At 68.4% G+C, this 13381-nt stretch carries 12 protein-coding genes; 3 read left to right on the forward strand and 9 right to left on the reverse strand.

Annotation, left to right across the window (positions count from 1 at the left end; translation table 11 throughout):
- Positions 1 to 99: 99 nt before the first annotated feature.
- Entirely contained in the window at positions 100 to 1122 is a 1023-nt protein-coding gene (locus ACIBEF_RS06610; RefSeq protein ID WP_396791773.1) for a LacI family DNA-binding transcriptional regulator, read from the reverse strand.
- 728 nt (positions 1123 to 1850) lie between these two features.
- Between ACIBEF_RS06610 and ACIBEF_RS06615 the strand changes: the two genes are divergently transcribed.
- Positions 1851 to 3374 (forward strand): alpha-N-arabinofuranosidase, encoded by a 1524-nt coding sequence (locus ACIBEF_RS06615; protein WP_396791774.1) that lies wholly within the window; start codon positions 1851 to 1853, stop codon positions 3372 to 3374.
- Positions 3375 to 3560: 186 nt separating this feature from the next.
- On the opposite strand, the gene ACIBEF_RS06620 is transcribed toward ACIBEF_RS06615, so the two are convergent.
- The 7 genes from ACIBEF_RS06620 to ACIBEF_RS06650 form a co-directional block, all read right to left on the reverse strand.
- Positions 3561 to 3731, reverse strand: a complete 171-nt coding sequence (locus ACIBEF_RS06620; protein ID WP_396791776.1) for a hypothetical protein — start codon at positions 3729 to 3731, stop codon at positions 3561 to 3563.
- A 322-nt stretch (positions 3732 to 4053) separates the two neighbouring features.
- Positions 4054 to 5571, reverse strand: coding sequence for an aldehyde dehydrogenase (NADP(+)) (locus ACIBEF_RS06625; protein ID WP_396791778.1), 1518 nt, complete (start codon positions 5569 to 5571; stop codon positions 4054 to 4056).
- Positions 5568 to 6770: a fumarylacetoacetate hydrolase family protein gene (locus ACIBEF_RS06630; RefSeq protein WP_396791780.1), complete on the reverse strand. Its 1203-nt coding sequence runs from the start codon at positions 6768 to 6770 to the stop codon at positions 5568 to 5570. The genes ACIBEF_RS06625 and ACIBEF_RS06630 overlap by 4 nt, the downstream gene beginning before the upstream one ends.
- Positions 6767 to 7948: a mandelate racemase/muconate lactonizing enzyme family protein gene (locus ACIBEF_RS06635; RefSeq protein WP_396791782.1), complete on the reverse strand. Its 1182-nt coding sequence runs from the start codon at positions 7946 to 7948 to the stop codon at positions 6767 to 6769. Before ACIBEF_RS06635 ends, ACIBEF_RS06630 begins: the two co-directional genes overlap by 4 nt.
- An 8-nt stretch (positions 7949 to 7956) precedes the next feature.
- A complete protein-coding gene (locus ACIBEF_RS06640; RefSeq protein WP_396791783.1) occupies positions 7957 to 8787 on the reverse strand; it encodes a carbohydrate ABC transporter permease in 831 nt (276 codons plus the stop codon).
- Positions 8784 to 9737: a carbohydrate ABC transporter permease gene (locus ACIBEF_RS06645; RefSeq protein ID WP_396791785.1), complete on the reverse strand. Its 954-nt coding sequence runs from the start codon at positions 9735 to 9737 to the stop codon at positions 8784 to 8786. The genes ACIBEF_RS06640 and ACIBEF_RS06645 overlap by 4 nt, the downstream gene beginning before the upstream one ends.
- A 76-nt stretch (positions 9738 to 9813) precedes the next feature.
- Positions 9814 to 11061, reverse strand: a complete 1248-nt coding sequence (locus ACIBEF_RS06650; protein ID WP_396791787.1) for an ABC transporter substrate-binding protein — start codon at positions 11059 to 11061, stop codon at positions 9814 to 9816.
- A 161-nt stretch (positions 11062 to 11222) separates the two neighbouring features.
- On the opposite strand from ACIBEF_RS06650, the gene ACIBEF_RS06655 reads away from it, so the two are divergent.
- Positions 11223 to 12017 carry an IclR family transcriptional regulator gene (locus ACIBEF_RS06655; RefSeq protein WP_396791789.1) on the forward strand — a complete coding sequence of 265 codons (795 nt, stop codon included), beginning with the start codon at positions 11223 to 11225 and terminating at the stop codon, positions 12015 to 12017.
- Between the two features lie 19 nt (positions 12018 to 12036).
- On the opposite strand, the gene ACIBEF_RS06660 is transcribed toward ACIBEF_RS06655, so the two are convergent.
- Positions 12037 to 12351 (reverse strand): chorismate mutase, encoded by a 315-nt coding sequence (locus ACIBEF_RS06660; RefSeq protein ID WP_396791791.1) that lies wholly within the window; start codon positions 12349 to 12351, stop codon positions 12037 to 12039.
- 138 nt (positions 12352 to 12489) lie between these two features.
- On the opposite strand from ACIBEF_RS06660, the gene ACIBEF_RS06665 reads away from it, so the two are divergent.
- The gene (locus tag ACIBEF_RS06665) at positions 12490 to 13374 is read left to right on the forward strand and encodes a CDP-diacylglycerol diphosphatase (protein ID WP_396791793.1); all 885 of its coding nucleotides are present in this window, start codon (positions 12490 to 12492) and stop codon (positions 13372 to 13374) included.
- Positions 13375 to 13381 lie beyond the last annotated feature (7 nt).

The following is a 13381-nucleotide window of genomic DNA, read 5'->3' on the forward strand; positions in this document are numbered from 1 at the left end:
GTGCGTGCTGCGTACACCTCCTTCAGGCTGCCGCCACGGGCGCACCTGCCGTGATCGCTGTGTCGGGAGCGATCCGGCTCGCGCACCAGTGGGCTGAGGTCATGGCCGTGCCGCGCTCCTGGGTGGTGCGGTCGAGTCGCGCACGACGAGGCTTGTCGGAAGCACGATCTGGCTCGGCTCGTCCCACTCACCGGTCACCAGCGACTTGAGCATCCGCGCGGCTTCGTACCCGAGCTGATACATCGACTGGTCCACAGTGGTCAGACCTGGCTGGGTCGACGCCGTCTCGGGGATGTTGTCGAAGCCGATGACGGACAGGTCCCCCGGCACCGAGAACCCCAGCTCCCGGGCGACCTCCAGAACCTTGAGGGCCATGCCGTCACTCGCCGCGAAGATCGCCGATGGCGGCTCCGCTCGTCGCAGCAGGTCACGCGCCAACGGAGTCGCCGACTCGGGGTTGAAGTCCCCTCGACCGATGAGCGTCGGGTCGACCGGGATGCCGGCGTTGGTCAGCGCGGCGCGGTATCCCTCCTCCCGCGACCAGGCCGAGGCCAGGCTGTCGCGGCCGGCGATGAAGCCGATGCGCCGATGACCCAGGTCGACCAGGTGCTCGACCGCGGTGGTGGCGCCCGCGAGGTTGTCGGCCATCACCGAGGGCGCCGTCGAGCCCCGCACCGGGTCGATGGCCACGACCGGCGTCCGGCTCCGGATGTCACTCCAGGGCGTCACGACGATGCACCCGTCGGTGAGGGTGCCCGACAGGCGGGTCAGGTGCCGCTGCTCCCAACCCTCCGAATACGACCCGTAGAGGTCGCTGTTGGCGTAGATGATCAGATCGAAGCCCGAGCGGCTCAGCGCCTTCATCACACCCTTTAGCACTTCCGCCGTGTACGACTGGAAGCTGTGCGCCACGAGGCCCAGAACGTTGGTGCGGCTACGCCGGAGGCTGGTGGCCACCAGACTCGACTCGTAGCCGAGCTGCTCGATGGCGGAGCGCACCTGAGCGACAGTGCGAGCGCTGACGCCGTAATGCCCGTTGACGACACGCGAGACGGTGGCGGTGGAAACGCCAGCAGCTCGGGCGACATCACTCATTGTCACCGGCGCATTGACTTCAATCATGCCGCTCTCTCTGGACTGCAATCGTTATCGGTTACGTTTCCAGGATGTTGCCAAGGTAACGGAGAACTATTACGAACACAAGACCTCTTCACCCTTACCGGACCTCCCGAATGAGCTGTCCTAAGTGGAGGCCGGCGAGAGTGCTGATGATCCTCGGATGCCGTTGCGGATAACGCAATCGGCATCGTCTGCCAGGGGTCGAAGTGGGGGTCGATTCCGCGTCGGTGCTACCCGTCGACAACGGGACGGCACGCTCCGTCAAGAACGATTCCCCAACCCGGGTGAACGATCACAGCTGCCGAACTTCGACGGTCCCGGTACAGACCTTCGACGTCGGCCGGTCCGAGTCGGCACCGATGACGGAACCCCTCAGTCGACGGGTCGAGGACGTCTCAGCCCGGTGCGGGCGCTGTCGCATCCGCGCAGGTCGCCTCGATCTCCGGCTCAACAGTGGTCACCCGGTCACCCCCATCACCGCGACGAGCTGGTCGTTCGGCCCCGCCGGGCGTGCCGGCCGGACATTGATCCAGGTGCCATGTTCCCTTACGTAAACGTAATCGGTAACGTTTACATAGATCGACAACGTAATCGAAGACGATCACGTTGTCCAGAGCTCACACTGCCTCCACCACCCCTCGGTCCCGGCGTTCGAGCAGTGCTGTCGCGTCGGACCCGCACGAAGGGAGCCAGCCCTGAACACCCACCTCGACAGCGCGCCGGACAACGGCGTGCACACGGCCCGCCTGACCCTGGACCCCCGCCGACGCGTCGCACCGGTGCCACGTCGACTCTTCGGCTCGTTCGTCGAGCACCTGGGTCGCTGCGTCTACGAGGGAATCTACGAGCCGGGGCACCCGACGGCCGACGCGGACGGCTTTCGGGGCGACGTCCTCGCGCTGGTGCGCGAGTTGGGCGTCACCACCGTCCGCTACCCCGGCGGCAACTTCGTCTCCTCCTACCGCTGGGAGGACGGCGTCGGTCCGGTCGACAAACGCCCGGCGAGGCTCGACCTCGCCTGGCACAGCCTGGAGACCAACGCGTTCGGGCTCGACGAGTTCATGCGGTGGGTCGGCAAGGCCGGTGTGGATCCGATCATGGCGGTCAACCTCGGCACCCGCGGCACCGCCGAGGCCGTCGACCTGCTCGAGTACGCCAATCACCGCGGTGGGAGCCACCTCGCCGACCAGCGCCGCGACAATGGCGCTGTCGACCCGTACGGCATCAAGCTGTGGTGTCTGGGCAACGAGATGGACGGCCCGTGGCAGGTCGGTCAGCGCAGCGCGACCGAGTACGGGCGACTCGCGGCGCAGACCGCGAAGGCCATGCGACGCTTTGATCCCGATCTCGAACTCGTGGCCTGCGGCTCGTCACACCTCGGTATGCCGACCTTCGGCAGCTGGGAGCGCGACGTGCTGACCGAGGCGTACGACGACGTCGACCTGATCTCGCTGCACGCGTACTACCAGCCGGTCGACGACGACCTGGCCAGTTTCCTCGCCTCGGCCGAGGACATGGACAGGTACATCGACGCCGTCACCGCCATCGCCGACTCGGTCGGAGCGATCCGTCGGTCGACCAAGAAGATCATGATCGCGTTCGACGAGTGGAACGTCTGGTACCAGTCGGCCGCCCCGTCCACGCCCCCGAGCGGCGAGGACTGGCCGGTCGCGCCGCCCCTGCTGGAGGACCACTACAGCGTTGCCGACGCGGTCGTCGTCGGCGGCCTGCTCATCAGCCTGCTGCGGCACAGCGACCGGGTGAGCGCGGCCTGCCAGGCCCAACTGGTCAACGTCATCGCGCCGATCATGACCGAGACGGGCGGCTCGGCCTGGCGGCAGACCATCTTCCACCCCTTCGCCCGCACCGCCCGGCACGCCCAGGGCACGGTGTTGGACGTGCTGCGCGAGGGCAGCACGACGACCACCGACCGCTACGGTGAGATCGACGCTGTCGACGCGGTCTCCACCTGGGACGACACCACCGGGGAGATGACGGTCTTCCTCGTCAACCGCGCCCTCGACACCCCGGCCGAGGTGACCATCGACGTCGCCGGCGCGCAGGTCGGCGACATCGTCGAATGCGTCACCGTCGGCGGCACCGACCTGCATGCCAAGAACACAGCCGACGGTCCGGACCACGGCGCGCCGCGCGCCAACGGCACGGCACGCGGCGCCGACGCCAGCGTCCACCTGACTCTTCCGCCCGCGTCCTGGACCATGCTGCGACTCCGCGCCACCGAGACGACCCCGTGACCGGCTGACGAACGGGCCCGGACGCGCCCCGGCCGCGCACACCCTGGCTTCACCAGGGCCGCGCGGCCGGGGCTTCCCCACCACAGGGAGTACGGCGTCGAGCCGGCTGTTACCGGACGTCGACGGGGGTGCTCTGGGAGTCGTCGAAGAGCCGGTCGCCCTGGTGGCGGGCGACCACCGGAGCGGTCAGCTCACCATGGACGGCAGTCGGGCGACGCCGTGGTGCACCGGGGCCGACCCGAGGTGCGTGTTACCCGCGTAGAAGTCGACAGTGCCGGAGGGCGCCGCAGCGGACGCCACCCGTGCCAGGTGTGTACGCCCGGCACCGCCGGGACTCCAGCCGGCCGCCCCGGGCATGTTGCTGCTCCCTCTTCGGCGTGTGGTCAGACCGCACCGAGCGGTCGACCGACCATTCGATGGTGAGGTGAAGGGACACCAGTAACGAGCGATGCGGCGATGCGAGCGCTAACATCGTTCCCTGTCGGAAACACAACCATGAATTGCATTGACCGTCAAGGCGGAAAATGGCTCGGAAAATCGCATCCCCACCATTTGGGCGCGCTTCAGCAACACCGGGGCAACTGGCGTGCGAATTCTCTGTCGGAATGATTCTCGAAGGAATTCACGCGCCAGTCGCAGGTGGCCCGGAAACGCGCCCGGGAGAAACCGGCGGACGCCGTTATTCGACCGCTGGCTGCAACCTCCCGTCGATTCGCCGGGAGATGGCGGTGTACTCGTCGCGCAACTCCTCGGGCAGGATCCAGGCCGGGGCGTCCTGCCACGCCAGCGGGCGCAGGAACCGGCGGATCGACGTGGCACCCACCGACGTGTGTACGGCGTTCGTCGACGGCCACGGTCCACCGTGGTGCTGGGCCCACGACACCCGGACACCGGTGGGGTATCCGTCGAAGACGATGCGACCCGCGCGGGCGGCGAGCACGTCGACCAGTCGACGTACGACCTCGGCGTCGTCGCCGGGTCCGCGGTGCAGCGAACCGGTCAGCGACGGCGGGACGGCGGCCAGCGCGGCGTCGAGGTCGGCGGCGTCGTCGTAGCGGACCACGATCAGGAGCGGGCCGAAGCACTCGTCGGCGATCTCGGCGCTCAGCCCGGCGAGGCCGACCTCCAGGAGGGTCGGTGCCACTGTGAAGCCTGCCCCGGCTTCGACAGTGGGCCGCGCCGACACCCGGGCGCCGGCCCGCTCGAACTCCGTGGACCGGTTCTCGTACGCGTCCCGGATGCGCTCGTTGAGCAGGACCGTGCCCCCCGACGCGTCGACCTTCGCCCGCAGCGCGTCGACCAGGCCGTCACCACCCGGATCCGACGGAACGAACGCCAGGCCGGGCTTGGTGCACAGTTGGCCGCCCGAGTTCGTGAAGGAGCCGAACAGCCCCTCGGCGATCTGGTCTGCCCGAACGGCGGCCGCGTCGGGCAGGACGACGATCGGGTTCACGCTGCTCAGTTCGGCGTACAGCGGAATGGGGTCGGGTCGTTCGTCGATGGCCGCCTGGATGGCGCGGGCGGCGTTGACCGAGCCGGTCAGTGCCACCGCGCGGATCGCCGGGTGACGCACCAGTGAGCGACCGGCCTGCTCGCCGTACACGGTCGAGACGACACCCTCGGGCCCGCCGAGCTCGCGGACGGCCGACTCGATCGCGGCGGCGGAGGCGTGCGAGGTCAGGGGGTGGGACGGGTGGGCCTTCAGGATCGTCGGACACCCGGCGGCGAGCGCGGCGGCCGTGTCACCGCCGGCGACCGAGAAGGCGAACGGGAAGTTGCTGGCGCCGAAGACGGCGACCGGCCCGAGGGGTACGAGCATCCGCCGCAGGTCCGGGCCCGGTCCGAGTGGTGTGTCGGCGGCGTGGTCGATGGCGGCCTCGACGTACGCTCCGTCGCGCAGCACCTCGCCGAACATGCGGAACTGGAGCGCCGCCCGGGTGAGTTCCCCGTTGAGTCGCGCGTCGCTCAGCCCGGTCTCCGCCTCCGCGGCAGCGACCAGAACCTCCCGGCGGGACTCCAGCGACGCGGCGATCGCGTCCAGCAGTTCCGCCCGGCCGAGCCTCCCGCGGGCGGCCAGCCACTGCGCCGCCGCCGACGTCTGACCGGCGATCACCTCCAGCCGAGACTCGTCGGTCTCGGTGAGATCCGTCGCGCGACTCTTACCGTCGCGCGGATCGACAGTGTTGACCACGTTCACAGCAGTCCTCTCCTCACCAGATTGCCCATGAGATCGCGGACGCCGAAGTGCCAGGGCTCGCACTCCTCCGCGTGCCGCACCCGGTTGACCAGGGTCCCGAGCGCTGGGCAGCTGATCCGTACCACGTCGTCGACCTTGTGGGTGAAACCCTCACCGGGGCGGTCCCGGTCCTGGATGGGCGCGAACATGGTGCCGAGCATCAGGGCGGCGCCGTCGGGATAGTGGTGGTGCGGCCCGATCAGCTGCCGGACCAGTTCCTCGGGATCACGCGACATCTGGGTCATCTCCGAGACCGCCTCCAGGTGGAAGCCGTCCACGCCTCGAACCTCCAGGCGCACCTCGAGTTCGCGTACCCGATCCATGCCGAACCGGTCGTCGAAGAGCCGGATCAGGGGGCCGAGGGCGCAGGAGGCGTTGTTGTCCTTGGCCAGGGGAAGCAGGAGCGCCGAGCGGCCCTCGATGTCGCGCAGGTTCACGTCGTTGCCGAGGGTGGCGCCCACGATCCGGCCACTGGACGCGATGATGAGCGTGACCTCGGGTTCCGGGTTGTTCCAGGTCGACGCGGCGAGCACGCCGACCGGAACGGCGGTGCCGACGGCGGAGAGGATCTGCCCCTTGGTGAAGATCTCGGCGTCCGGGCCGATGCCGACCTCCAGGTACTGGCTCCACATGCCCTCGGCGATCAGCAGACTCTTGAGCCGATCCGCCTCCGGTGAGCCCGCCTCCAGGCTGCGCAGGTCGACACCGACGTCGGCGAGCATGCGGTGCCGGATGTCCGCCGCCAGTGCCAGGTCTCCCCGCGCCCGCTCCTCGATCACGCGCTCGATCATCGAGATCGGGAAGGTGACCCCGGCGGCCTTGAGCGCCTGGAGGTCGACCGGGGCGAGCAACCAGGGCCGGCTGCGGTCGCGGGTCGCGGCCCCCGTGTTGGCCAGTATCTCGGCGAAGTCGCCAACCCTCGGCCCGTCGAGCCCAGCCACTGTCGACGAAGGATCGGGCAGCTCACAGATGTCGCGGACGGTCGGGAACCGATGGCTGATGTCGATGACCTCGCCGGCGCGGACGGTCACCGGTGAGGGTCCGTCGCTGGACGGGTCCCAGATCCGGCCGATGAGGACGCTGTCGGCATCGTCCGGCAACGCTTCGGCGGCGGTACCGACCCAGTCCGCGGCCGACCCTCGGGGCCGTGGCAGCGTCATGAGTCGCTCTCCAGGTTGAAGTAGGACCGCTCGTCGCGGGGACGGATGTCGAAGACGGCGTCCTGGAACATCCGCAGCGGGTGCGGTGTGAACGGATGCTGCTCGATCGCTGTGAGGTCCACCTCGATGCCCAGGCCGATCCCGGTCGGGATGAGGATGTCGCCGTCGTCGGTCAGCACCAGCCGCTCGTTGGTGATCTCGGGGCGCCAGGGCACGTCGGTCGCCATGATCTCCAGGTAGCGGAAGTTGGCCAACGTGGCCCCGAGTTGCAGCGTCGCAGCGGTACTGAGTGGACCACTCGGGTTGTGCGGCGCGAAGCCCACGTAGCTGGTAGCGGCGAGCGTGGAGATGAAGGCCAGCTCGGCGATCCCGCCGGCGTGCGTCACGTCGGGCTGGACGAAGTCGACCGCCTGGCGGGCCAGCGCCGGCGCGAAGCCCTGCCGCCCGTACCACCGCTCCCCCGCGGCGATCGGCACCGGCGACGCGCGACGGATGTCGACGAGCGCGTCGAGGTTGTCCGGCGGGCAGGGCTCCTCGAACCACACCGGGTCGAACTGGGCGATCTCCCTCGCCACCTTGATGGCGTGGCGGACGTCGAAGCGCCCGTGCCCCTCGACGAACAGCTCCACCTCGCGGCCCACCGCGCCACGGACCGCGTCGATCTGGGCCAGCGCCCGGTCCAACTGGGCGGTGGTGATGGTCAGGTCGTAGTTCTCGAACGGGTCCCACTTGAGGCCCCGGAAGCCCGATTCCACGGTCCGGCGCGCGGCGGCAGCGTAGTCCTCCGGGGTGACGGCACCTGAGAACCAACCGTTCGCGTACGCGCGGACCCGGTCGCGGGTCGCGCCGCCGAGAAGCCGGGAAACCGGTACGCCGAGCTCACGCGCCGAGATGTCCCAGAGGGCCATCTCCAGCGAGCTCAACGCCGTCATGATCACCGGGCCGCCGCGCCAGTACCAGTCCCGTGCGGTCTCGTAGAGGATCTTCGAGATGTTTGTGGGATCCAGGCCCACCACCGCCTCGGCCAGCTCGGCGATGGCACCCTGGACGGCACGTTCCTTGCCCTCCAGGGTGGCCTCGCCGAGCCCGACGATGCCCTCGTCGGTGTGGACCCGCACGATGACGAGGTTCGTGCGGTAGAAGTCGACGACGAGTGTGTCGACAGAAACGATCTTCATCTTTCGGCTCAACCCTTCACCGCGCCGGCGGTCATGCCGGACACCACGTACTTCTGCACCAACAGGTAGAAGGCGACGGCCGGCAGCGTGAACAGGAAGGCGACGGCCATCACCGTCTGGATCGGTGTACCCAGCTCGCCGATGAAGTTGGCGATGCCGACGGAGGCGGGTTGCAGGTCCGGGTTGAAGATGAACGTCACAGCGAACACGTACTCGTTCCAGGCGTGGAAGAACGCGATGACAGCGGTGGCCGCGATCGACGGCGCGATGAGCGGCAGGTTGATGCGGGTCAGCGTGGTGAAGGGCCGGGCGCCGTCGGCACGCGCGGCCTCCTCCAACTCCTTCGGGATGCCGTCGATGGCGCCCTTGAGGATCAGCGCGACGATGGGCAGGACGAAGGCCGAGTTCACCAGGACGAGGCCGGTCAGCGAGTCGAGCAGTTCGAAGCGGCGGAACAGCGCGAACAGCGGTACGACCATGAGCGCCTCGGGAAGCATCTGCGTGAACAGCAGAACGACTGTCAGCACGGCCTTGCCCCAGAACGAGAAGCGGGACAGCGCGTAGCCGAGCGGGATGCCCAGGCCGACGGAGAGCACCATCGTGCCGACGGCGATGATCAGGCTGTTGAGCAGCCAACCGGCGGCCTTGCCCTCGGCGAGCGCGTCCACGAAGACCCCGAACTGGCCGAGGTCCGGCGTGAGCCGGGGCTGATCGGCGAAGAGGTCGCTGTTGCTGGACAGCGCGGTGACGAACATCCAGTACAGCGGGAACACCGCGACACCGAGCACGACGAGCACGGCGACGATCCGTGCGGTGACACCGAACCGGAAGCGCCTCATCGGACGTCCCCCTTCTCCACGGCGCGGGCGACCAGACGGCTGCCGATGACGACGATGAGCGAGATGACGACGCCGACCATGCCGATGGCCGCCGCCGAACCGAGTTCCTTCGAGTCGAAGGCCTGCGAATAGAGGTCGATGACGAGCGTCTCGGTGGCACCGACCGGCCCGCCCTTGGTCATCAGCCAGATCAGCTCGAACCGCCGGAGCGACCAGATCGTCATCAGCAGGGCCAACAGACCAACCGTCGGCTTGATGACCTGCCAGGTGACGGCCCGGAAGGTGGCCCACCGTCCGGCACCGTCCACCGTCGCGGCCTCGTTGAGATCCTGCGGTACGGACTGCAGGGCGGAGAGCAGCACCACGGAGGTGAACGGGAACAGCTGCCAGATGGTCGTGGCGAGCACCGCCGGGAGCGCGTAGCGCGGGCTGTCGAGGATGGCACCACCCGGGACGCCGAGCCCGACCGCGTCGAGGAATCGGTTCACGATGCCGTACTGCGCGTTGAGCATCCAGGTGGCGATGAGCGCCACCGCGATGCCCGGAGCGGCCCAGGGAACGGTCACCAGCGCCCGTGCCACGCCACGGCCGCGGAACTTCCTGTTGAGCAGGAGCGCGACGGCGAGCCCGGCCCCGATCGCGACGACCACGCAGGTGATCACGTAGACGACTGTGATCAGCAGGGTGCGGTGGAACTCGGGGTCACCGAAGATCCGGTTGAAGTTGTCGAGCCCGACCCACTCACTGCGGGTGGGGTTGAGCAGCCTCGTCCTGGTGAAGCTGAGGTACACCTCCTGGACGAGGGGTACCGCCTGGAAGACGAGGATGAACAGTGCGGCGGGTGTCAGGAACAGGTACGGCGTCCACTTGCTACCCAGCGGGCTGGGCCGACGCCGGGGCCGGCCTGAGGGTGTTGTCTTCGGTACTCCGGTCTGCTCGACCACAGTCATCGGATCGGTCCTTCTGGGGGGAAGGACGCCGCCGACGCACGGATCGTCGCGTCGGCGGCGTCGCCGTGTCGAGCGGTCAGCGGACCAGTTCGGTCGCCTGCTGCTGGGCGCGGTCCAGTGCCGACTTGAGGTCGGCCTTGCCCTGCAGTGCCGCGACCACGTTCTGCACGACCACCTTGCGGATGTCCGGCGTCTTGGCCTCGAACCCCAGCACGATCTGCGGCAGGCTGGTCTCGGTGAGCCCGTCGAAGACGGGGAGGAACGGCGTGGCCTTGAGCGCTTCCGCGCTGCGCTGCGTGGTGGTGGCGACGCTGCTCGCGCCGAGGATCTCCTGGAGCTTCACCTGGTTCTGCGGCTCCAGCGCCCACTTGATGAAGGTGGCGGCCTCGTCCTTGCCCTCGCTGGCCTCGTTGATCACGATTGGTGCGAGGATCGCGCCCTGCTTGCGGACCGGGAACGGGATGGGCGCGACGTTGAAGTTCAGCTTGGCGTTCTGGCCACGCGTGGCGGTCACGTAACCGCCGTTGTTGAGCTCCATCCCGACCTTGCCCTCGGCGAACATCCGCCGGAACGTGGCAGCGTCCGCGCCGCGCGGGATCACGTTCGCGTCGTACAGGTCCTTGAACGCCTGCAGGCCCTTGAGGTTCTCCGGCGAGTTGATCGTCAGGGTCTTTCCGTCGGACCACGCGCCGCCGAAGCCGTAGACGTAGTTGAAGATGTCCTGCCAGACACCGGCCTCCTCGGCCTCCGTCTGGCGGAACGCCAGGCCGAAGATGTCGCCCTTGGTCAGCGACTTGGCGGTGGAGGTGAACTGCTCGTAGCTGGTCGGCGGCGTCGGGATCAGGTCCGCGTTGTAGAACATCGCGTAGTTCGACGCTTCGAAGATGACGCCGTGCCGCACACCGTCGTGGACCATGAACTGGTCCGGCTGCTTGAGCAGGTCGTACTTGCTGGCGTCGATCACCTTGTCCAGCGGTGCGACGAGACCCGCATCCGAGGCCGCCTCGAACTCGGGCATGTCGAAGCGGACCAGGTCGGGGCCCTTGCCGCTGCCCATCTGCGTGAGCACGGTCTGACCGAAGGTCGGGTACGGCACCGCGGCGGCGGAGACCTGGACCTTGGTCTGGCTCTGGTTGAACTCGTCGAGCCACTTCGTCAACAGGGGCCCGCGGCCCGGGTCACCGAAGGTCGAGGCGGCGAAGGTCAGTTTGGTGACGCCGTCGCCGGAGTCGCCGTCGGAGCCGCAACCGGTCAGGAGGGTGGCGGCAAGGCCGAGGGCACATGTCGCCCTGGCGATGCCGAAATAAGCGCGCTTATTACCCATCGTTACTCCACTGTTACGAGATGACGTCAAGCCGATGAAATTGCAACGATCGTAGCGTCATGTGCAACGGTGTCAAGTGGCGATTGCGCATCGCGTCATCTATATTGCATAATATGCAATGACAGCGACGGCGCTACCGTCGCGCGAGGGGAGACATGGCCTTGGCGCAATCGATTCGCCGCGCGATCGACCTCATCCGTCGATCCGCGGAGCACCCGCTGTCCCTTACGGAGGCTGCGGACGTGCTCGGCGTCCACAAGTCCACAGCGCTACGCATACTGCAAACACTGGAGTCCGCGCGCTTCGTCCGCCGGACGGGCGCGGGCACCTACGTGCTCGGCAGCGGTCTGATCGAGTTGTCCGAGCTCGCACTCGGCTCGATGGACCTTCGCCAGCCCGCCGCCGCACACCTGCGTGCGCTGCAACGCGAGACCGGCCACACCGTACACCTGGCGCAACTGACCGGCGACGAGATCATCTATATCGACAAGGTGGACAGCCCGGCGTTCGACGCGGTCAAGCTGCCGTCGCGGGTGGGACGCGCGGTGTCGATCTACGCGAGCGCCGTGGGCAAGACCATCCTCGCCTACCTCCCCCGGCAGGAACGCGACAGGCTTCTCTCCCATGTCGTCTTCGAGAAGTTCACCGACACCACCTTCACCGACCACGACGCCCTGGAAGCCGAGCTTGCCCGCATCCACGACTGCGGCTGGGCCATGGACAACGGCGAGCACGACGCCTACGTGATGTGCGTGGCCGCGCCGATCAGGGATTCACGGGGGCAGGTCATCGCCGCTGCCTCGATCACGGCGATCGAGGTCATCGCGAGCCTCGACCAGCTCAAGAGCAACCTTCCGCTGCTCCTGGAGACCGCCAACAAGATCTCGTACGAGCTCGGCTACGCGCCGCCGCCCACCGTGACCAGCCCGGACGGCGAGAGCCTCTCGGCGACCTGACCACGCACGTCCCGGGCGATCACCGCGTTCTCGGCGCCGACCCGCCGATGATGCGGTGATGCTCGTCGGTCTCCATGTCGATGAAGGCCTGGATCATGCCCCGGTAGATCCGTTCGATCAGATCCGGGTCGGCACCGGCCTCGCTGGCCAACGTGCGGACCCGGGCCACCACCTGCGCCACCCGGTCGGGGGCACGGACGGCCTGATCGTCGCTCTTGAGCGGGGCGGCCTGCCGGACCAGCTTCTCCCGACGGGCGAGCAGCCCGACCAGGTCCCGATCCAGCTCGTCGATCCGAGCGCGGATCGCTGTCAACGTCGTCGCGGTCTCTGCCACGCCGGAATCGTCGCACGACAGCGACACGATCAGGGGACCCGTTCGCCGGCCGATGCGTCGAATGCCGGGTATCACCCTAATCTCGACACGTTCATGTTCGCCTCGGCACGGCAACCACGGAGGGTGACGATGGGCGGAATGCCACGGCGTCAGTTCGTCAGACTCTCCGGAACCGCCGGCGCCACCGGACTGCTGGGACTGGTCGGCGCGGACCGGGCGTTGGCCGACGGGGGCCCGACCCCCGCGCCGTCGCCGTCGACACCCGGCGGCCCCGGCGCCGCGGCCTGCCCCACACCCTCGGCCCTGTGCGGCTACCCCGCCGACACCGGTGGCAGGTACGACCTGTGGGACCGGGTCCAGGTCTGCGAGGGTACGAAGACCGGGCCGCCATTTCCCCAGTGTCTGCGGACCACTGCCACCTACGTCGTCCTCAATGGTGGGTCGGGCTCGAACCACGACTTCCTGCTCGTGCCCAGTTGCCGGATCAGCGGCATCGAGTGTCCGTTCATCACCACCGCCAGCGCGCCGAACTACTGGCTGGACGCCTGGGACAACGCCCAGCCGGGGCAGCCGGGGCACGTCGTCTATCCCCACCTCGGGCTGGGCGTCAACTCGGCCGACCCGACGATCCGTCAGCAGGACCAGCTCCACATCCACCTGGCCGGGATCCACTCGGGGATCCAGACGCAACTGAACAACCACGACAGCGCGATCAGCAACGACCCGAACCGGTGGCGCAACCAGATCGTGCCGATCTGGGGCCTGACGAGCACCGGCCTGCCCGCCCCGCGCTCGTACCGGGTTCTGCACGTCGCGAACCTGAACGGGAACCTCTTCCGGCTCCTGCTGGACAGCATCGTGCGCCCGACCGGAGCGGCCATGGCCGCGCAGATGCTGGCCGTGACGCCCCGCCTGATCGGCGGCGGCGGGTTCTACGTCCTGAACAGCGAGCCGGGCCTGCCCGTCCCGGCCGGTCAACCGGGCGGTACCGGCACCGTCGACTTCCTGTTGGCGTACGCCTGAGCCGCCC

Source organism: Micromonospora sp. NPDC050795 (genome assembly GCF_044456785.1).
GTDB lineage: Bacteria > Actinomycetota > Actinomycetes > Mycobacteriales > Micromonosporaceae > Micromonospora.